Source organism: Caulobacter sp. SSI4214, from assembly GCF_012184455.1.
GTDB lineage: Bacteria > Pseudomonadota > Alphaproteobacteria > Caulobacterales > Caulobacteraceae > Caulobacter > Caulobacter vibrioides_E.
The window spans coordinates 1-18,207 of record NZ_SZWJ01000088.1 but is presented as its reverse complement, the minus strand read 5'-3'; the positions used below and the strand labels follow the sequence as shown (position 1 = coordinate 18,207).

Sequence of the window (18,207 nt, the reverse complement as noted above, 5' to 3'; positions counted from 1 at the left end):
GAGAACGTGCCGATCGGCGCCGTCGTCGAATCCTCGCCCGCCCAGGCGGCTCTCGCCTCGGACATCGCTCATCGCCTCGTGACCGACGGCGGCGCGGCGCTGCTGATCGACTATGGCCGCGACGTTCCGGAAGCCGGCGACACCCTGCAGGCCGTGCGCGACCACCAGAAGGTCGATCCGCTGGAGACGGCGGGCCTGGCCGACCTGACCGTCTGGGCCGACTTTCCCTCGGTCGTCGCCGCCGCGCGGGAAACCGGGGCCAAGGCCGGACCGATCCTGAGCCAAGCCCAGTTCCTGCTGACGCTGGGAATCCTCGACCGCGCCGAGGCCCTGGCGGCGCGCCAGCCCGAGAAGACCGACCAGATCGGAAGACAGCTTGATCGCCTGCTCGGCGAGGCGCAGATGGGAAGCCTGTTCAAGGTCGCGTGCCTCGCCGCGCCAGGCCTTTCGCCCCCCCTCTTCGAGGACGCGACATGATCCACAAGTCCGACCTGCCGACCGTCCAGTCGCCGCTGCTGTCCAGCCTGCCCGGCGTCAAGCACGCCTTCTTCACACGCCAGGGCGGCGTGTCGAAGGGCATCTATGACAGCCTGAACGTCGGACGCGGCAGCAAGGACGACCCGGCCGACGTCGTCGAGAACCGCGCCCGCGCCGCGCGCTGGTTCGGCGGCGCGCCGGAAGACCTCAACACCTGCTACCAGATCCACTCGACCATCGCGATCACCGCCGATGGCTCGTGGGGCGATGTCCGTCCCGAGGGTGACGCCGTGGTCAGCAAGACGCCGGGCGTAATCTGCGGCGCCCTGGCCGCCGACTGCGCGCCGGTCCTGCTGGTCGATCCCGAGGCCCGGGTCGTGGCCGCCGCCCACGCCGGCTGGCGGGGCGCGCTGGACGGCGTCGTCCAGGCCGCCGTCGACCGCATGGTGACGCTGGGCGCGCGACCGGATCGCATCACCGGCGTGGTCGGTCCCTGCATCGGCCCGAAGTCCTACGAGGTGGGACTGGAGTTCCTGCAGAGGTTCGAAGCCGACTGCCCGGGCTCGGGCCGGTTCTTCAACCCCGGTGTTTCCGACGACAAGCGCTTCTTCGACCTGCCCGCCTTCGTGCTGGACCGCCTGGCGACCGCCGGCGTCGAGCGCCGCGAGTGGGTGGGCCGCGACACCCGCGCCGAGGAGGATTGGTTCTTCTCCAACCGCCGCGCCTTCCTGAATGGCGAGGGCGATTATGGCCGCCTGCTCTCGGCGATCATGCTGGAGGCGTGAGGCGCCCGAACCACGACGGCAAAGCTCCGCACACGGAAGCGGATGTTAACGCTTGCCCCGGGGGCGATCGCTGCTAGAAGGCCCCGCATCGGCCGCCCCCACATTCCGAGCGATCCCCATGAAGCTGCTGTCCGGCAACTCGAACCGCCCTCTGTCCCAGGCGATCGCGGAATATCTCGACATGCCGCTGACCCGCGCCCAGGTGCGCCGGTTCGCCGACCTCGAGGTGTTCGTCACCATCGACGAGAACGTGCGGGGCGAGGACGTCTTCGTCATCCAGTCGACCAGCTATCCGGCCAACGACAACCTGATGGAGCTGCTGATCTGCATCGACGCCCTCAAGCGCGCGTCGGGCAAGCGGATCACCGCCGTGCTGCCCTATTTCGGCTATGCCCGCCAGGACCGTAAGACCGGCGGCCGCACGCCGATCTCGGCCAAGCTGGTCGCCAACCTGATCACCCGCTCGGGCGCCGACCGCGTCCTGACCATGGACCTGCACGCCGGCCAGATCCAAGGCTTCTTCGACATTCCGACCGACAACCTCCTGCCCTCGCGGCTGATGGCCGAGGACATCCGCAAGCACTATCCGATGGGCGACGACCTGATGGTCGTGTCGCCGGACGTCGGCGGCGTGGTGCGCGCGCGCGCCCTGGCCAAGCGGCTGGACGACGCCGATCTGGCCATCGTCGACAAGCGCCGCTCGGGTCCGGGCCAGTCGGAAGTCATGAACATCATCGGCGACGTCAAGGATCGTCGCTGCATCCTGTTCGACGACATCGCCGACTCGGCCGGCACCCTGTGCAACGCCGCCCAGGCCCTGATGAGCCACGGCGCCACCTCGGTCAGCGCCTACATCACCCACGGCGTGCTGTCGGGCGCGGCGGTCGACCGCGTGGCCAATTCGGTCCTGACCGAGCTGGTGGTCACCGACTCGATCGAGGCCTCGGATCCGGCCAAGGCCTGCCCGAAGATCCGCTACGTCTCGTGCGCCCCGCTGATCGGCGAGGCCATCCGCCGGATCGCCAACGAAGAATCGGTGTCGAAGCTGTTCGACTAACCCGGAAGGGCGAGCCTCTCGCCCCTCCCACGGCCACGCTTGTAAAAGTTTGGTTAACGAGGCGACAGTCACATTGTCGTCCGCCCGGGCTGCTATGCGCGCCGCCGAAGTCTTGATGGGAAATTCACCACCATGCGTTCCTTCTCGCGTACACGGATCGTCCTGACGACGACCGCCGTGGCGCTCGCCGCGTTGGTCGCGGCCTGTAGCTCCCCGCCGCCGCCCGCGCCGCCGCCCGTCGTGCAGGCCCCGCCGCCCCCGCCGCCGATCACCCTGTCGACCAGCCTGGTCGAGCGCGCCAGCGCGTTCCGGGGCTACATGGCGCGCGCCGCCGCGGTGTCGTCGACCTTCCAGAACGGCGACCAGATCCAGGCGTCGCTGAAGGTCGGCGCGTCCTACGAGCCCAAGTCGTTCCTGAACGGCGCGGTGGCCTACGCCGCCGTCCTGGCCCTGCAGGACCCGACCTTCGTGTCGTCCGTGCGCGAGGTCGCGGCCAACGCGGCCCAGCGCCAGCAGATGATCGCCAACATCTTCTCCAACCCCTCCTACGCCACGGTGTTCAAGGGTTCGGACAGCGCCGCCGGCCTGATCATCGACACGATCGGCAACGACGGCCTGAAGGTCTACATGGCCGGCAAGGCCGTGAAGCAGTCGGCCTATGACGTCCAGAAGGCCAGCTGGTCCAAGGGCTTCGTCGTCGACCGCGACGGCCGCCTGGCCTCGGCCAAGACGCTGTCGAACACGCCGGCCCTGGCCGAGAGCGCCGACGTGGCGGTGCTGCAAAGCGCCTCGACCGGCGGCCAGTCGCTGGGCCTGACCCCGCGCGCGGCCCCCGCCCCCTACCAGCCGGTGGTGATCCGCGGCCTGGCCGTCGCGGCCCTGGCGGCCCTTGGCGCGGCCGGCGACGACAACCTGACCTCGATCGACGCGCTCAGCAACGATCCGGGGACGTCCAACTGCCTGTCCATGGCCAAGCTGAACCTCTATCAGTGCCTGGCGGTGGCCAAGCCGCACTACGAGGACATCTTCTGCCTGGGCCAGCACATCCTGATGGATACCGGCGCCTGCATGGTCAAGGCCGCCGGCGCCAGCCTGCCGCCCGAGCCCCCGCCGCCGCCCAAGCCCGAGCCGGTCTCGACCAAGAAGAAGGTCGCGGCCAAGAAGGGTTCGGCCAAGAAGCCGGCCGCCAAGAAGAGCTGATTTTCCTCCCGATACGCGCGAAGGGGCCGGGCGATTGCGTCGCCCGGCCCTTTTGTGTATGTAGCGCGACCCCAAAACGACCGGGCGAGCGTGGCGATACGGCCATAGGCGTCAGGTCACAGACGAGAACATCCGGTTCTCGAGAAAGACAGCCTCATGGCCGAGATCATTCTGAACGTTGAAGTCCGCGACGGCGCCGGCACCGGCAACGCCCGCGCCACCCGCCGCGCCGGCAAGGTCCCGGGCGTCCTGTACGGCGGCGGCAAGGCCCCGGTGAACATCGCCGTGCGCGCCAACGAATTCCGCAAGTCGCTGTACACCGGCAAGCTGCTGGGCCACCTGGTCACCCTGCAACACGGCGACGAGAAGCAGTCGGTCATCGCCAAGGCGATCCAGTTCCACCCGGTCACCGACGAGCCGATCCACTTCGACCTGTACCGCGTCGACGAGCACCAGCTGATCAAGATCGAAGTGCCGGTTCACTTCAAGAACCAGGACATCTCGGTCGGCATGAAGAAGGGCGGCTCGCTGGAAGTGATCCGTCACACCGTGGAACTGGCCTGCCCGGCCGACAAGATCCCCGAAGAGCTGGTCATCGACCTGGCCTCGCACGACATCGGCGACACCATCCGCATCTCGGAAGTGAAGCTGCCGGAAGGCGTGAAGCCGGCCGTGGACCGCGACTTCGTGATCGCGACCCTGAAGGCCTCGTCGGCCGCCCAGTCGGACGCCGGCGACACCACCGTCGAAGGCTAATCCGCTCGGTCTTCGGATCGACCTGTTTTAGAGACGGGCGGGCCTTCGGGTCCGCCCGTTTTCGTTTGTCCCCCTTGAGACCCTCGCGATGCTGATCCTCGCCGGCCTGGGCAATCCCGAGCCCAAGTACGAGAAGAACCGCCACAACGTCGGCTTCATGGCCGTCGACGCGCTGGCGCGAAAGTGGGGGACCGCCCCGTGGCGCGCCCGCTTCCAGGGCCTGGCCTGCGAGGGGCAGGTCAACACGCCCGACGGCCCGGTCAAGCTGCTGCTGCTCAAGCCCAAGACCTATTACAACGAAAGCGGCCGCGCCGTGGGCGAGGCCATGAAGTTCTTCAAGCTGACCCCCGCCGACGTCATCGTCTTCCACGACGAGATCGACATGGCGCCCGGCCGCTTCCGGATGAAGGCGGGCGGCGGGGCGGCCGGCAACAACGGCATCCGCTCGGTGACCAGCCAGGTCGGCGACGCCTTCCGCCGGGGCCGCATCGGCGTGGGCCACCCCGGTCACAAGGACGCGGTGATGCACTATGTGCTGGGCGACTTCCACAAGGTCGAGCACCAGTGGCTGGACCCGATGCTGGACGCCATCGCCGACGCCCTGCCCTTCGCCGCCGCCGGCGACGACGATCGCTACCAGGCCGAGGTCATGCGCCTGGCGCCCGCGCCGAAGGCCGATCCTCGCAAGCCCGGCAAGGCGGACGATTGACGCCGGCCGGCGGGCAAGAGAAAGACCGGAGGCCATAGTCTAGGGTTCCGACATGTTCTCGCTTCCGCTGCCGCTTCTGGGCCTGTCGTTCCTGATCGCCATCGCCCTGTGCGTCCACGTGGTCCGCACGGGCCAGCAGATGTACTGGCTGTGGATCATCCTGGCCTTCCAGCCGATCGGCGGGATCGTCTATTTCGTCGCCGTGATCGGCCCGGAGATCTGGGGCGGCAAGACCGCGCGCAAGGTCGGCCAGGCCGCGCGCAAGGCGCTGGACCCGCAGCGCGAATACCGCGAGGCCGCCCAGGCCGTCGACGACGCCCCGACCGTGGCCAACCGCGTCCGCCTGGCGGTGGCGGCCACCGAGCTTGGCAAGCACGCCGAGGCCGAGCGCCTCTACGCCGACAGCCTGACGGGCATGTACGCCGACGACGCTCAGCTGCTGCTGGGCCGCGCCAACGCCCTGATCGAGCTCTCCCGCCCCGCCGAGGCCCTGCCCCTGCTGGAAAAGCTGGGCGAGCAGCCCAACGCCGGGCGCACCCCGCACACCATGCTGGCCCTCGGCCGCGTCTATCACGCCCTGGGCCGCGAGGAGCAGGCCGACACCGCCCTGCGCTGGGCCGCCGACCACTATCCCGGCTTCGAGGGCATCGCCCGCTACGCGGTGTTCCTGGCTCGGACCGGCCGCAAGGACGAAGCCCGCGCGCAGTTGGCCGAGATCGACAAGCGCCTGGCCAAGACCCACAGCCATTTCCGCAAGGAAGCCAAGAGCTGGCGCGACTTCGCCGCCCAGGCCGTGGGCTGAGCCCGCCCGATCCAGAGGGGACCGACATGACCGCTCTTCACCAGCTTCGCCGGCGCGAGCTCCTGGCCAGCCTGGGCGCCGGCGCCCTGGCCGCCGCCGTCCCCGCCTTGGCCAGGCCCGACGCCCCCCGGAAGATGACCGACGGCGTGGCCCTGATCGGTCCGGCCGAGCGCCAGGCCCGGCTGGAGCGCGCCCAGGCCCTGATGGTGAAGCTCGGCCTCTCGGCCATCGTCACCGAGGCCGGCTCGTCGATGGACTATTTCACCGGCGCGCAATGGAGCCGCAGCGAGCGGCCGGTGCTGGCGATCATCCCGCGCGAGGGCCAGGTCGGCATGGTCATGCCGAAGTTCGAGGAGCCCTCGATCCGCCAGAGCCTGTCGGTCCCCGCCGAGGTCCGCCCCTGGGAAGAGGACGAGAACCCCTACGCCATCGCCGCCGGCCTGCTGGCCGACCGCAAGCTGGCCTCGGGAACGATCGGCGTCGAGGAGACGACCCGCGACTTCATCGTCGAGGGCCTGGCCCAGGCCCTGCCCTCGGCCAAGGTGGCGTCGGGGGCGGCGGTGTTCCGGGGCTGCCGGATGATCAAGACGCCGGCCGAGATCGCCCTGATGCAGGTCGCCGCCGACATCACGGTGGCGGCCCTGCGCCACACCCACGCCAACGTCCGGGCGGGCATGGGCCCCAAGGACATCGCCGCCCTGATGAGCGACTTCACCGTGGCCCAGGGCGCGCGGGTCAGCTTCAACCTGATCCTGATCGGCGAGGCCAGCGCCTATCCGCACGGCTCGCGCCAGCCCCAGATCGTGAGCGAGGGCCAGGTGGTGCTGATGGACTGCGGCTGCAATGTCGGCGGCTACGAGTCGGACATCTCGCGCACCTTCGTGTTCGGCGAGCCGACCGCCCGCCAGCGCAAGGTCTGGAACGACGTCGCGCGCGGCCAGCAGGTGGCGTTCGAGGCCGCCCAGATCGGCGCCGAGGCCGGCTCGGTCGACCGCGCCGTCCGCGCCTATTACGAGAGCCTGGGCTGGGGTCCGCGCTACAAGCTCCCCGGCCTGTCGCACCGCACCGGCCACGGCATCGGCATGGACGGCCACGAGCCGGTGAACTTCGTGATGTCCGAAACCACCCGGCTGGCGCCCGGCATGTGCTTCTCGGACGAGCCCGGCATCTACATCCCGGGCGAATTCGGCGTGCGGCTGGAGGACTGCATCCACCTGACCCCGCAAGGCCCCAAGTGGTTCAGCGAGCCGCCGAAGTCGCTGGACAAGCCGATGGGGTGACGGGCCGGCGCGCGGCGTCTCGACCAGGCCGATATCGCGAGGTTGGGCCTCGTTTAGCCCCCTTCCCCCTTGATGGGGGAAGGGTTGGGGATGGGGGTGATCCACCGAGTTCGGGGCCGCGCACGGCTTCCAACGCCGCGTCACCCCCATCCTGCCCTCCTCGAGCCCCGCGCCAATTTCGGGAGAGGACCCTGAACGGACTCGCTTCCCGTCGGCATGGCGACATCCATCCCGATGGCGGCGAGTTCGTCCTCTGGTAGTCTGCGGCCATGAACGACAAACCCGCTCTCTGGCCCACGATGCGAGCTAACTCGGCGCGACTTTACGTGCTGGTAGCGCGCAAAGCGGGTCGCGCCGTCGTGTTTCGACGAGGGCCGACGAAGCGCACTCTCGTTCTCACTTGGGACCTGAGGACCGACACGCTCGTCCCGGGGCAATGGCTTAAAGGCCGAATCTATGAACGCCGCGCCGACCTGTCGCCGGATGGAGAACTACTCGTGTACGCCGCTGCAAAGGGCGGAAGCGAACTTACGAGTTGGGTCGCCGTGTCGCGACCGCCGTACCTGACCGCGCTGGCCCTTTGGACCGAAGCCGGCATGTGGGGCGGCGGCCTCTTTGGAAAAGATTGGCGATCGCTCCAACTGAACCTGCTGTCCTGGGAAGTCGCCGACAAGGACAGGAGCGCTGGCTCGGTGTCTTCGAAACTGCGGGTTTCGAGACTTCATCCCTATCTCGACGAGCTGAGATTATCGCTCATGCGCCTGCAGCGAGAGGGATGGAATGTCACGTTGGGCGAACGGAAAAAGCTGCCACGCACCGCGCGCTATGGCTACGTCTTCGATCCGCCCATAGTTCAAACCAAGGCTCTGCGCGCGGGATGGACGCTCGTCGTCGAGATGCACGCCGCTAATGAGTCGAATGGCAGGCTGTACGTTGAAACCGCTTCCGTGCGAGGCGCGGACGGCGCGATCAAGGCCCAGCTGGGGCGGGTAGATTGGGCGGATATCGACCTCAAAGGGGATATCATACTTGCGCGTGAAGGATGCTTGAGCCGGCTCAAAATATCTCAACTGGCCAATGACGCGCCCAGCGAGCCAAGCCTGATCGCAGATCTAAACGATCTGAGCTTTCGGCCCCTTGAAACTCCGGCGAAGGCATTGCGATGGCCCTGATGGGCTGGTGCGTTTGTTAGCGCCAGTGGCCGCTTCGTCCGACAATCACCCAAGTCGGACTATCGTCACTTCCCTTTACGGCGATCCGCCAACCGACAGGCGAAAAAGGTCGCCCAAGACAGCGCGATCCCTAAAACCGTCCCCGCTGGAAGTCCTCGAACGCCTGGACGATCTCCTCGCGGGAGTTCATCACGAACGGGCCGTGCCAGAAGACCGGCTCATTGATCGGGCGGCCGGCCAGCAGCAGGACGCGGGCGTCGGTGACGGCCTCGACGCGGATGGCGTCGCCGGTTCCCAGGAACACGCCCGACAGCGCGTCCACGGTGTCGTGGGCCACCAGGACCTGGCCTTCATAGACCGCCAGCATGGCGTTGCGGTCGTCGCCGACCGGCTCCTCGAACACGGTCCCGGCCGGTAGGACGACGTCGAAATAGAGCGCGTCGACCGCGCCGCCGCCGATCGGGCCGGCGGTTCCAGCATCGGTCGCGCCGGAGATCACCTTGACCGAGACGCCGCCGTCGCGGGCCTCGACCGGAATGCTGTCGGCCTCGAACTCCTGATAGCCAGGCGCGCTCATCTTCAGCTTGGCCGGCAGGTTCACCCACAGCTGGAAACCGCGCATTCGGCCCTCGGCCTGCTCGGGCATTTCGGAGTGGACGATGCCCTTGCCGGCCCGCATCCACTGGATGCCGCCCGGACCGATCACGCCCTCGCGGCCGGTGTTGTCCTTGTGACGCATCCGGCCTTCCAGCATGTAGGTTACCGTCTCGAAGCCGCGATGCGGGTGATCGGGGAAGCCGCCCATGTAGTCGCTGGCCTGGTCGTTGTCGAAACAGTCCAGCATCAGGAACGGGTCGAACATCTGGGCGTCCGGCGTGCCCAGCATCCGGGTCAGGCGCACGCCGTCGCCGTCCGAGGCGGGCAGGCCCTTGACGATCTTCAGGACGGGTCGAACGCGCATGGGAGAACTCCTTTGGACCTTTGATATCAGGTCTGGTTGCAATTGATGCAAGGGGCCGGCGCGTTCGCCTTTCGCGGCCATCCGTGCTAAGCGCGCGCCCAACGAAATTCACGAGAGTTCCATGGCCCTGAAAGTCGCCATCGTCGGCCTGCCCAACGTCGGCAAGTCCACCCTGTTCAACGCCCTGACCCAGACGGCGTCGGCCCAGGCCGCCAACTATCCGTTCTGCACGATCGAGCCCAACACCGGCGACGTGGCGGTGCCCGAGCCGCGCCTGAACGCCCTGGCCAAGGTCGCCGGCTCCAAGGAAATCATCCCGGCCCGGATCAACTTCGTCGACGTCGCGGGCCTGGTGCGCGGCGCGTCCAAGGGCGAGGGCCTGGGCAACCAGTTCCTGGCCAATATCCGCGACTGCGACGCCGTGGCCTTCGTGGCCCGCTGCTTCGAGGACAGCGACATCACCCACGTCGAGGGCCGCATCGACCCGATCGCCGATCTCGAGATCATCGAGATGGAGCTGATGCTGGCCGACCTGGAAAGCCTGGAAAAGCGCCTGCCCAACGTCGAGAAGCGCGCCAAGAGCGGCGGCGACAAGGACATGGTCCAGACCCTGCGCCTGATCAACCTCGCCTTGGAGCAGCTGCGCGAGGGTCGCCCGGCCCGCGCCGCCAAGGTCGACAAGGAAGACGCCAAGGCCTGGGCCATGCTGCAGCTCCTGACCTCGCTTCCGGCCCTCTATGTCTGCAATGTCGAGGAAGCCAGCGCCGACAAGGGCAACAAGTATTCGGACCTGGTCGCCGAGCGCGCCGCCCGCGACAACGCCAAGAGCGTGATCATCTCGGCCCAGATCGAAAGCGAGATCGCCCTGCTGGACGAGGCCGAGCGCGCCGAGTTCCTGGAAACCCTGGGCCTGGAAGAGCCCGGCCTGAACCGCCTGATCCGCGAGGCCTACAAGCTCCTGGGCCTGCAGACCTATTTCACGGTCGGGCCCAAGGAAGCCCGCGCCTGGACCATCCCCGTGGGCGCCACCGGCCCGCAGGCGGCCGGCGTGATCCACACCGACTTCGAGAAGGGCTTCATCCGGGCCGAGACGATCGCCTTCGACGACTATATCGCCCTGAACGGCGAAGTCGGCGCCAAGGAAGCCGGCAAGATGCGCTCGGAAGGCAAGGAATACATCGTCAAGGACGGCGATGTGATGCACTTCCGGTTCAACGTCTAAGCGTTCAGAACACAGCGGCCGGAGCGGAGACGCCCCGGCCGCTTCTCATTGGGGAGTCAGAGCTCGCATGACCGACATCGTCACCCTCGCCTCGGCCGTCGACGGCTTCGAGTTCACCGCCGTCCACGCCCAGGCCCAAGGCGCGCGCAAGGGCGGGGTCGTGGTGATCCAGGAGATCTTCGGCCTGGACCAGTACGTGCTCGCCGATGTCGAGCGCTGGTCGGCGCGGGGCTTCGAGGTGTTGGCCCCGTCGATCTTCGACCGGGCCGAGCGCGGCTATGTCGCCGAGCACGAACCGGCCGCCTTCCCCGTCGGCATCGGTCACGTGCAGTCGATCGGCGTCGAGAAGATGCTGTCGGACATCCAGGCCTGTATCGACGCCCTGGCCGAGCGCGGGCCGGTGTTCGCGGTCGGCTACTGCCTGGGCGGCTCGCTGGTCTGGCTGGCGGCCAGCCGGCTGAAGGGCCTGGCCGCCGGCTCGGCCTATTACGGCAGCATGATCGCCGCCAACGCCGAGGCGACGCTGGCCGCGCCGGTCCTGGTCCACCTCGGCCGCAAGGACGCTCACATCCCCGCCGATGAGGTGAAGGCCAAGGTCGAGGCCGCCCACCCCGACGTCCCGGTCCACATCTACGAAAACAGCGGTCACGGCTTCAACAACGACGGCCGTCCGGACAGCGATCTCGCCGACGCCGAGCTGGCCCGCGCGCGCACCCTGGCCTTCTTCGAAGCCCACGGGGCCGCCTGAGCATGGGAGCGCGCATCGCCCTGGCCTGCCGCGACGGCGGGCCGTTCGCGGCCTACCACGCGCCGCCGCTGGAGGCCCGGCGCGGCGGGATCGTCATGCTGCACGCCATCTGGGGCGTCACGCCGCATATCCGCCAGCTCAGCGACAGCCTGGCCGAGCAGGGCTATGAGGTCATCGCCCCCAGCCTGATGGACGCCGCCGACGCGGACTTCCCGGTCGAGGACCTGACGCCGGCGATCCTCGACGACCGCATGGCGCTGGGCAAGCTGACCGGCTGGGGCGCGACCACACTGCCCCGCGTCCAGGCGGCGATCGACGCCCTGGACGGGCCGGTGTTCGTCATGGGGTTCTGCTATGGCGGCACGACGGCGTGGCTGGCGGCGTGCCGCTGCGACGGCGTGGCGGCGGTCTCGGCCTTCTATGGCGGCGACATCGCGGCCTATCGCGACGAGACGCCCAAGACGGCGACGATCCTGCACTTCGGCAAGACCGACAGCCTGATCCCGATGGCCGACGTCGACGCCATCCGCGACGCTCATCCGGAGCTGCCGATCTATCTGTACGACGCGGGCCACGCCTTCGTGGCGCCCAGCGGCCACCACCCCGACAGCGCGCGCCTGGCCCTGCTGCGGACGCTCCAGCTCTTCCAGCGCGCAGGGGGCGGGAAGGCGGAGAACTGACCCGCGGCGCTTGACTTTGTGACGCTTCGATTGAACCCTACTCTGGGTTTATGGATGGAGGGGTGACAATGTTTAGGCGTTCACTTCGGTCGGGCTTTATCGCGGCGCTGATCGTCGTCGCTTCGGGGACCTCAGCTCTCGCGCAAGTGGGCGCCCCAGCGCCGTTTCCGAACCCTCCGCCGCAACCGCTGCCCAAGCGCTTCGCCACCTCGAGCTTCGACGTACAGAAGAAGGCGACATCGACGTTCCGTGAGGAGCGCCGGTCGGCGCTGCCGCTTCAGGTCAGCAACGCGCGTAAGCTGGCGGAACAATTGCAGATTCCCTGCGATGTCATTGACGCCGGTCTGCTATCGGACCGTCCGACCAAGGATCCCAGCTACGAGCTCGTCTGCAAGGACTCGATCGGTTGGATCATACTGCATCGCGACGATGGCGGCACTCAGGTGGCCGACTGCCTGGCCTGGCAAGACTCGGCCGCCGCCGCCGGCCGCAAATGGCCGCGCGGGCTCGAATGCCTGATGCCCGCCAACAGTGACCCCATCGTCGGCCTGAAGCCTTTGGCCAAGCGCGTTGCCTCGGGCTGTGACCTGGCGGATGCGGCCTTCCTCGGATCGGGGGGGCAGCCCGCGATCACGCGCTATGAATTGGCCTGTCGGAACGGCCAAGGCTACGTTGTCGATCAACCCGCGCCGGGCTCAAAGGCCTCCTTCTCTTCGATCACCTGTGCCGACGCGGCTAAGCTCGGCGCGCCGTGCAAGCTGCCAGCCGGCGGCAAGAATAAAGCCGGCTGAGCAAGGCGCGACGACACAAACAGATCTTTTCCTTTCCCGGTGCGGCGACCTAGGCTGCAGGTCATGCGTTCCTGCCTCGCCGCGCTGCTTCTGACGACCACGGTCACCGCCGGCGCGGCCCGCGCTGGCGAGACGGCGTGCTGGTTCGAAAACGGGGCGGTCGTGGCGCCGGCGGTGATCGGGACCATGGCCGGCGACTATGTCATCGACCTGTCGGCCCCGCGCACCCTGCTGCATGACACCAAGGCTGAGATGGAGGGGATCCTCGCGCCCGAGCTGTCCCTGCCGGTCGAGGTGGCCGGACTGAAGGCGCCGGCCGTGTCGGTCAAGGTCGTCGACCTGGACGCGCGCGGCGCGGGCTTCATCACCCCCATCGCCGGGGTCATCGGCATGGATGTCCTTTCGGGTCACGCGATCGAGATCGACTTTCGCCATTGCCGCCTGCGCATCGACCGGCCCTGGCGGGCGCGGCGTCAGGCCGTCTTGCCGGTCACCCTGGTCCAAGGCCTGCCGACGATCGTCGCGGCCGTCAGCGACGGCCCCACGGCCCTGCGCGGAGCCTTCGCCATCGACACCGCCTCCCGGGCCATGGCGCGGCTCTCGACGCGCGAGGTCAAGGCAAGTGGCAAGCTGGATCTTTCGGCCCGCCATCGGGCGCCGGCGCGGCTGCGGGCGCTGTCGATCGGCGGCGTGCTGGCCCAGAACGTTCCCGCCAGCCTGGCCGACGACCTGCCGGAGGGCGTGACCGGCAGCCTGGGCGTCGGCCTCTGGGCCCGCCATCGGCTCCATCTCGACGCCAGCGCCACCACCTTGTCGGTCGCGCCGTGAGCCCGTCCGCCGCGGCTTGACCAACGAAAAAGGCCCGGCGTTTCCACCGGGCCTTCGATAGTCAGTGCTGAACCAGGGCTCAGTGCGACTCGTTGCGCCACACGGTTTTGTAGCTGGCGTACAGCAGACCCGAGAGCAGGATGAGGTAGATCAGCACGGCGAAGCCGGTCTGCTTGCGCTCTTCCAGCTTGGGCTCGGCGGCCCACATCAGGAAGGCCGAGACGTCCTTGGCTTCCTGTTCCAGCGTCGACTTCGTGCCATCGTCGAACGTCACCTGCCCGGCCTTCAGAGGCTGGGGCATGGCGATGAAGCCGCCCGGCGGGACGTGCTCCTTGTCGCCCGACCAGTACGACGACAGGTCGCCAGCCATGTACGGGTTGTAGTTCTGGCCAGGACCGACCTTCAGACCCTTCGGAGGCGCCTGATAACCGACCACGATCGAGTAGATGTGCGCCGGGCCGCCTTCGCGGGCCTTGGCCAGCAGCGACATGTCCGGCGGCAGGGCGCCGCCGTTGGCCGCGCGCGCCGCCGCCTCGTTGGCGAAGGGCGACGGGAAGCGGTCGGCGGGCGTGGCCGGACGCTTGATGGCGTCGCCGGTCTCGCCGTCGATATCGGCCACCTGGTAGTCCTTGGCGATCGCCTTGACGACCGGGTTCTCGTTCGAGTTCGGATACTTCGGATTATAGAAGGGCGCGCCCTTGTCGCCGAGGTTGCGGAAGGCCACCAGCTTCATCGAGTGGCAGGCCGAGCAGACCTCGCGATAGACCTTGTAGCCGCGCTGCAGCTGGGCCTGGTCGAACGTGCCGAACGGACCTTCGAACGACCAGTGGACGTCCTTGGGCTCCAGCGCGCCGCCGTTGGCGAAGGCGGGGGCCGAGGCCCCCACCGTCAGGAGACCCGCGACCGCCGCGATAACCGAGAGTTTGCGGAGCATCGGGATCAACCCTTCTTGGCGTCGGCCGACAGGGCCGGCGAGGCGATCGAGTCCGGAACCGGCAGGGTCTTTTCGACCAAGCCCAGGACCGGCAGCACGACCAGGAAGAAAGCGAAGTAGTAGAGGGCCGCGAAGCGCGACAGCCACACGAAGCTGTTCAGGTCCGAACCCATGACCGAGAAGGTGGTCAGGTGCGGGATGACCGGATCGTCGGGCAGCTTGGCGCCGCAGAGGCCGAGGATGCAGCAGACCACCACGAAGAACAGGAAGTAGATCTTCGCGGTCGGGCGGTAGCGCATCGAGCGCACCTTCGAGGTGTCCAGCCACGGCAGGGCGAACAGGCAGGCGATGGCGCCGAACATGGCCAGCACGCCCATCAGCTTGTCCGGCACGGCGCGCAGGATCGCGTAGAACGGCAGGAAGTACCATTCCGGAACGATGTGCGACGGCGTCACCAGCGGGTTGGCCTCGATATAGTTGTCCGCGTGGCCCAGGGCGTTGGGCATGTAGAAGACGAAGAAGGCGAAGAGGATCAGGAAGACGCTCATCGCGAAACCGTCCTTCACCGTCGCGTAAGGCGTGAAGGGCACGGTGTCGGCCTTCGACTTCGGGTCGACGCCGGTCGGGTTGTTCTGGCCGACGACGTGCAGGGCCCAGATGTGCAGGATCACGACGCCCGCGATCATGAAGGGCAGCAGGTAGTGCAGCGAGAAGAAGCGGTTCAGGGTCGGGTTGTCGACCGCGAAGCCGCCCCACAGCCAGGTGGTGATGCTCTCGCCGACCAGCGGCAGGGCGCCGAACAGGTTGGTGATCACGACGGCGCCGTGGAACGACATCTGGCCCCAGGGCAGGACGTAGCCCATGAAGGCGGTGGCCATCATCAGCAGATAGATCACGCAGCCCAGCAGCCACAACACTTCGCGGGGCGCCTTGTAGGAGCCGTAGTACAGGCCGCGCAGCATGTGGATGTAGACGGCGATGAAGAACATCGACGCGCCGTTGGCGTGCATGTAGCGGATCAGCCAGCCGTAGTTCACGTCGCGCATGATGTGCTCGACCGACGCGAACGCGCCTTGGGCGCTAGGCGTGTAGTGCATCACCAGGATGATGCCGGTGATCAGCTGGGAGGCCAGGCACAGCGACAGGATGCCGCCGAAGGTCCACCAGTAGTTCAGGTTCCGCGGCGTGGGGTAGTCGACGAACGAATCGTAGCCCAGGCGCACGATCGGCAGACGGGCGTCGAGCCAGCGCTCGAAACCGGTCTTGGGTTGATAGGTCGAATGTCCGCTCATCTCGATTAGCCGATCTTGACCTTGGTGTCGGAGAGGAAGGCGTAATCCGGAACCACCAGGTTCTTGGGCGCGGGGCCCTTACGGATACGACCCGAGGTGTCGTAGACCGAGCCGTGGCACGGGCAGAACCAGCCGCCGTACTCGCCGCCGCCGAAGGTCGGCACGCAGCCCAGGTGGGTGCAGTTGCCGCCGACGATCAGCCATTGGGCCTTGCCCGGCTTCACGCGCGAGGCGTCCGTCGCCGGATCCTTCATGTCGGCGTGGTCGTCCTTGACCGCCTTGGCGATCTCGGCCTTGGTCCGGTTGCGGACGAACAGCGGCTTGCCGCGCCACTTGATCGTCACCTGCTGGCCCTCGGCGACCTTGGTCAGGTCGAACTCGGTCGAGGCCAGGGCCCGCGTGTCCGCGGACGGGTTCATCTGATCGATGAACGGCCACACCAGAGTCGCGGCGCCGCCGGCGGCGGCCGCGACGGCGGCGATGTGAATGAAGTCACGCCGGGAAGGATCGCTCCCGTGTTCCGGCTCGGTCGTTGCGCCCACGGCGGTGTCGGCCACCTTAAGTCACCCCTTTGATACAGGCGGTCGCGAGCGACCAACCTGGAGAAGCGCCTCCCAGCGCCATTCTTGCTCGACCCGCGAACGGATCTCCGCCACAAGGCAGCGGTCGGATCGTCCTATCGGACGCGCGGGCCAAGTCCGCAAGTCCTTTCGATTCGCGGCAAAGCCCCTGCTGCCCTTGTGGTTGGTTCGCTTATTATGCGTATCGCACTTTTTCAACCGGGTATTCCCCAGAACGTCGGCGCCGCCATCCGCCTCACCGCCTGTTTCGGCGTGGGGCTGGACGTCATCGAGCCTTGCAGTTTCCCCTTGAATGACAAGAGCTTGAAGCGCGCGGCGCTGGATTACGGCCCTCTGACGCACCTGACGCGGCACGACAGCTGGGAGACGTTCCTTAAGGCGCCGGCGCGCGCCGAAGGGCGCCTGCTGCTGTTCACGACCAAGGGCGCGACGCCGTTCCACCGGTTTTCGTTCGAGTCCGGAGACACCCTGTTGTTCGGCAACGAGAGCCGGGGCGCGCCCGAAGAGGTCCACGCCGCGGCCCAGGGGCGGCTGGTGATTCCAATCCGGCCCGAGACGCGCTCGATGAACCTGGCCACCACGGCGGCCATGGCGCTGGGCGAGGCCCTGCGCCAGACGGGCGGGTTTCCGGGCTAGAAGCTCCTAATGGTCCCCGAACTCGATGTCCCGGCGCGCGGACACGATGGTGACGATGAAGCCCGCCAGCACGTCCAGCAGCACCATCAGGGTGACCAGGAAGAAGGTCGAGGTAGCGAAGGCCGGAAACAGCAGGAACTCGACCAGGCAGAAGATGAACAGCACCATCGACAGCGAATGGTTGATGATGGCGATCCGGCGGCTGGTCGTGGACTTCAGCAGCTCGACGAACAGCACCACCAGCGAGGCGGCCAACAGAAGGTCGCCCAGGCTGACGCCCCACTCGGCCCGCGAGGTCATGTGGATGGTGAACAGCTTGTCGGTCATGCGGACATTGGCGTCCACGGCCTTGAACGCGCCCGACAGGGTCAGGCAGATCAGGTTGTAGATCAGCACTGGCAGCGCCAGCAGCGGAACCGCCGCGAACATCGAGCTTCCCCCTTCGGCACGCCCCGAGACGTCATGCCATGGTTAAGGCGTAACGGCTTATTCGGCTTCGGTGAAGACGTCTCGCCCGAAACGCGTGACGTCGCCCCTTACGCCTCGTCGACGCCCAGCGGATTGCGGGCCCGCGACTGCAGCCACATCACCCCCAGGAGATCGGACACCGAGGCCTTCAGCCGGCCGAGGTTGGTGTATTTCGACACGCCCGTCTCGCGGTGGCGATGGTTCACCGGCTGGAACGCGACCTCATAGCCCTCGCGCAGCATCAGGGCGGGAATATAGCGATGGATGTGATCGAAGTACGGCAGGCGCAGGAAGGCCTCGCGCCGGAAGGCCTTCAGGCCGCAGCCGGTGTCGTTGGCGGTGTCTTTCAACAGCCGCTTGCGCACGCCGTTGCCGAACTTGGAGGCCAGACGCTTGGCCTGGCTGTCCTGACGCTTGACCCGCTCGCCGCCCACCAGGGCGAGGCCGTCGGGGCCGGCGGCCAGGGCCTTGGCCAGGCGCGGCGCGTCGGCCGGATCGTTCTGCCCGTCGCCGTCCAGGGTGATGACGATCGGCGCGCGCGCGGCCAGCACGCCGCTGCGGACGGCGCGGCTCTGACCCGAGTTCTTCCGATGACCCAGCACGCGCAATTGCGGGATCTCGGCCTTCAGGGCGATCAGCCGCGCCTTGGTGTCGTCGCGGCTGGCGTCGTCGACGAAGATCATCTCGTAGGCCTCGCCGGCGAAGGCGGCCGCGATCTCGCGCGCCAGCTTCGGCGCGGCCTCGCCCTCATCGAAAACGGGAACGACGACGGAAAAGTCGGGGGTCTGGGCGGCTTGTAGGCTCATCGCCCCCTCATACAACAAAAGT

At 67.7% G+C, this 18,207-nt stretch carries 21 protein-coding genes; 15 read left to right on the top strand and 6 right to left on the bottom strand.

Annotation, left to right across the window (positions count from 1 at the left end; all coding sequences use genetic code 11):
• From FCU40_RS19010 to FCU40_RS18970, 9 genes are all read left to right on the top strand, one after another.
• Positions 1 to 477, top strand: a 477-nt coding sequence (locus FCU40_RS19010; RefSeq protein WP_175582093.1) for an SAM-dependent methyltransferase, incomplete at its 5' end; no start/stop codon positions are given.
• Positions 474 to 1,262 carry a peptidoglycan editing factor PgeF gene (gene pgeF, locus FCU40_RS19005; RefSeq protein WP_168077061.1) on the top strand — a complete coding sequence of 263 codons (789 nt, stop codon included), beginning with the start codon at positions 474 to 476 and terminating at the stop codon, positions 1,260 to 1,262. The genes FCU40_RS19010 and pgeF, both read left to right, overlap by 4 nt.
• A gap of 118 nt (positions 1,263 to 1,380) precedes the next feature.
• Entirely contained in the window at positions 1,381 to 2,319 is a 939-nt protein-coding gene (locus tag FCU40_RS19000; RefSeq protein ID WP_004618681.1) for a ribose-phosphate pyrophosphokinase, read from the top strand.
• Between the two features lie 132 nt (positions 2,320 to 2,451).
• The gene (locus FCU40_RS18995; RefSeq protein WP_168077059.1) at positions 2,452 to 3,519 is read left to right on the top strand and encodes a hypothetical protein; all 1,068 of its coding nucleotides are present in this window, start codon (positions 2,452 to 2,454) and stop codon (positions 3,517 to 3,519) included.
• Between the two features lie 156 nt (positions 3,520 to 3,675).
• Positions 3,676 to 4,275, top strand: a complete 600-nt coding sequence (locus FCU40_RS18990) for a 50S ribosomal protein L25/general stress protein Ctc (RefSeq protein WP_168077057.1) — start codon at positions 3,676 to 3,678, stop codon at positions 4,273 to 4,275.
• Between the two features lie 88 nt (positions 4,276 to 4,363).
• A complete protein-coding gene (pth, locus tag FCU40_RS18985) occupies positions 4,364 to 4,984 on the top strand; it encodes an aminoacyl-tRNA hydrolase (RefSeq protein ID WP_168077055.1) in 621 nt (206 codons plus the stop codon).
• A gap of 52 nt (positions 4,985 to 5,036) precedes the next feature.
• Positions 5,037 to 5,786, top strand: a complete 750-nt coding sequence (locus FCU40_RS18980; protein WP_168077053.1) for a tetratricopeptide repeat protein — start codon at positions 5,037 to 5,039, stop codon at positions 5,784 to 5,786.
• 26 nt (positions 5,787 to 5,812) lie between these two features.
• On the top strand, positions 5,813 to 7,066 hold the full coding sequence (locus FCU40_RS18975; protein WP_168077051.1) for a Xaa-Pro peptidase family protein: 1,254 nt from the start codon (positions 5,813 to 5,815) through the stop codon (positions 7,064 to 7,066).
• A gap of 269 nt (positions 7,067 to 7,335) precedes the next feature.
• Complete coding sequence (locus tag FCU40_RS18970; protein WP_168077049.1) at positions 7,336 to 8,238, top strand: hypothetical protein; 903 nt, start codon at positions 7,336 to 7,338, stop codon at positions 8,236 to 8,238.
• A gap of 130 nt (positions 8,239 to 8,368) precedes the next feature.
• Here FCU40_RS18970 and FCU40_RS18965 read toward each other — a convergent pair whose 3' ends face one another.
• The gene (locus tag FCU40_RS18965; RefSeq protein ID WP_168077047.1) at positions 8,369 to 9,199 is read right to left on the bottom strand and encodes a pirin family protein; all 831 of its coding nucleotides are present in this window, start codon (positions 9,197 to 9,199) and stop codon (positions 8,369 to 8,371) included.
• A 121-nt stretch (positions 9,200 to 9,320) separates the two neighbouring features.
• Between FCU40_RS18965 and ychF the strand changes: the two genes are divergently transcribed.
• From ychF to FCU40_RS18940, 5 genes are all read left to right on the top strand, one after another.
• A complete protein-coding gene (ychF, locus tag FCU40_RS18960) occupies positions 9,321 to 10,421 on the top strand; it encodes a redox-regulated ATPase YchF (protein WP_004618696.1) in 1,101 nt (366 codons plus the stop codon).
• A gap of 67 nt (positions 10,422 to 10,488) precedes the next feature.
• Positions 10,489 to 11,169, top strand: coding sequence for a dienelactone hydrolase family protein (locus FCU40_RS18955; protein ID WP_168077045.1), 681 nt, complete (start codon positions 10,489 to 10,491; stop codon positions 11,167 to 11,169).
• Positions 11,170 to 11,171: 2 nt separating this feature from the next.
• Positions 11,172 to 11,849, top strand: a complete 678-nt coding sequence (locus tag FCU40_RS18950; RefSeq protein ID WP_168077043.1) for a dienelactone hydrolase family protein — start codon at positions 11,172 to 11,174, stop codon at positions 11,847 to 11,849.
• Positions 11,850 to 11,917: 68 nt separating this feature from the next.
• Positions 11,918 to 12,640 carry a hypothetical protein gene (locus FCU40_RS18945; protein ID WP_168077041.1) on the top strand — a complete coding sequence of 241 codons (723 nt, stop codon included), beginning with the start codon at positions 11,918 to 11,920 and terminating at the stop codon, positions 12,638 to 12,640.
• A 63-nt stretch (positions 12,641 to 12,703) separates the two neighbouring features.
• Complete coding sequence (locus tag FCU40_RS18940; protein ID WP_168077039.1) at positions 12,704 to 13,468, top strand: hypothetical protein; 765 nt, start codon at positions 12,704 to 12,706, stop codon at positions 13,466 to 13,468.
• A 79-nt stretch (positions 13,469 to 13,547) separates the two neighbouring features.
• Here FCU40_RS18940 and FCU40_RS18935 read toward each other — a convergent pair whose 3' ends face one another.
• Genes FCU40_RS18935 through petA form a run of 3 tightly spaced genes read right to left on the bottom strand, consistent with a single transcriptional unit; the run spans position 13,548 to position 16,251 of the window.
• Complete coding sequence (locus FCU40_RS18935; RefSeq protein WP_004618708.1) at positions 13,548 to 14,402, bottom strand: cytochrome c1; 855 nt, start codon at positions 14,400 to 14,402, stop codon at positions 13,548 to 13,550.
• Positions 14,403 to 14,407: 5 nt separating this feature from the next.
• Entirely contained in the window at positions 14,408 to 15,694 is a 1,287-nt protein-coding gene (locus FCU40_RS18930) for a cytochrome b/b6 (protein WP_004618710.1), read from the bottom strand.
• 5 nt (positions 15,695 to 15,699) lie between these two features.
• Entirely contained in the window at positions 15,700 to 16,251 is a 552-nt protein-coding gene (gene petA / locus FCU40_RS18925) for a ubiquinol-cytochrome c reductase iron-sulfur subunit (protein ID WP_004618712.1), read from the bottom strand.
• Between the two features lie 201 nt (positions 16,252 to 16,452).
• Here petA and FCU40_RS18920 point away from each other — a divergent pair, with 201 nt between their 5' ends.
• On the top strand, positions 16,453 to 16,911 hold the full coding sequence (locus FCU40_RS18920; RefSeq protein ID WP_004618714.1) for a tRNA (cytidine(34)-2'-O)-methyltransferase: 459 nt from the start codon (positions 16,453 to 16,455) through the stop codon (positions 16,909 to 16,911).
• Positions 16,912 to 16,917: 6 nt separating this feature from the next.
• Here FCU40_RS18920 and FCU40_RS18915 read toward each other — a convergent pair whose 3' ends face one another.
• Entirely contained in the window at positions 16,918 to 17,340 is a 423-nt protein-coding gene (locus FCU40_RS18915; protein WP_004618716.1) for a hypothetical protein, read from the bottom strand.
• A gap of 107 nt (positions 17,341 to 17,447) precedes the next feature.
• Positions 17,448 to 18,185: a glycosyltransferase family 2 protein gene (locus FCU40_RS18910; protein ID WP_168077037.1), complete on the bottom strand. Its 738-nt coding sequence runs from the start codon at positions 18,183 to 18,185 to the stop codon at positions 17,448 to 17,450.
• Positions 18,186 to 18,207 lie beyond the last annotated feature (22 nt).

Coding starts and splice junctions, on each gene's coding strand:
- pth (WP_168077055.1), top strand. CDS start 4,364: ATGCTGATCCTCGCCGGCCTGGGCAATCCCGAGCCCAAGTACGAGAAG.
- FCU40_RS18945 (WP_168077041.1), top strand. CDS start 11,918: ATGTTTAGGCGTTCACTTCGGTCGGGCTTTATCGCGGCGCTGATCGTC.
- ychF (WP_004618696.1), top strand. CDS start 9,321: ATGGCCCTGAAAGTCGCCATCGTCGGCCTGCCCAACGTCGGCAAGTCC.
- FCU40_RS18980 (WP_168077053.1), top strand. CDS start 5,037: ATGTTCTCGCTTCCGCTGCCGCTTCTGGGCCTGTCGTTCCTGATCGCC.
- FCU40_RS18965 (WP_168077047.1), bottom strand. CDS start 9,199: ATGCGCGTTCGACCCGTCCTGAAGATCGTCAAGGGCCTGCCCGCCTCG.
- FCU40_RS18955 (WP_168077045.1), top strand. CDS start 10,489: ATGACCGACATCGTCACCCTCGCCTCGGCCGTCGACGGCTTCGAGTTC.
- FCU40_RS18950 (WP_168077043.1), top strand. CDS start 11,172: ATGGGAGCGCGCATCGCCCTGGCCTGCCGCGACGGCGGGCCGTTCGCG.
- FCU40_RS18935 (WP_004618708.1), bottom strand. CDS start 14,402: ATGCTCCGCAAACTCTCGGTTATCGCGGCGGTCGCGGGTCTCCTGACG.
- FCU40_RS18990 (WP_168077057.1), top strand. CDS start 3,676: ATGGCCGAGATCATTCTGAACGTTGAAGTCCGCGACGGCGCCGGCACC.
- FCU40_RS18975 (WP_168077051.1), top strand. CDS start 5,813: ATGACCGCTCTTCACCAGCTTCGCCGGCGCGAGCTCCTGGCCAGCCTG.
- FCU40_RS18995 (WP_168077059.1), top strand. CDS start 2,452: ATGCGTTCCTTCTCGCGTACACGGATCGTCCTGACGACGACCGCCGTG.
- FCU40_RS18970 (WP_168077049.1), top strand. CDS start 7,336: ATGAACGACAAACCCGCTCTCTGGCCCACGATGCGAGCTAACTCGGCG.
- FCU40_RS18940 (WP_168077039.1), top strand. CDS start 12,704: ATGCGTTCCTGCCTCGCCGCGCTGCTTCTGACGACCACGGTCACCGCC.
- FCU40_RS18930 (WP_004618710.1), bottom strand. CDS start 15,694: ATGAGCGGACATTCGACCTATCAACCCAAGACCGGTTTCGAGCGCTGG.
- FCU40_RS18910 (WP_168077037.1), bottom strand. CDS start 18,185: ATGAGCCTACAAGCCGCCCAGACCCCCGACTTTTCCGTCGTCGTTCCC.
- FCU40_RS18920 (WP_004618714.1), top strand. CDS start 16,453: ATGCGTATCGCACTTTTTCAACCGGGTATTCCCCAGAACGTCGGCGCC.
- FCU40_RS18915 (WP_004618716.1), bottom strand. CDS start 17,340: ATGTTCGCGGCGGTTCCGCTGCTGGCGCTGCCAGTGCTGATCTACAAC.
- FCU40_RS19000 (WP_004618681.1), top strand. CDS start 1,381: ATGAAGCTGCTGTCCGGCAACTCGAACCGCCCTCTGTCCCAGGCGATC.
- pgeF (WP_168077061.1), top strand. CDS start 474: ATGATCCACAAGTCCGACCTGCCGACCGTCCAGTCGCCGCTGCTGTCC.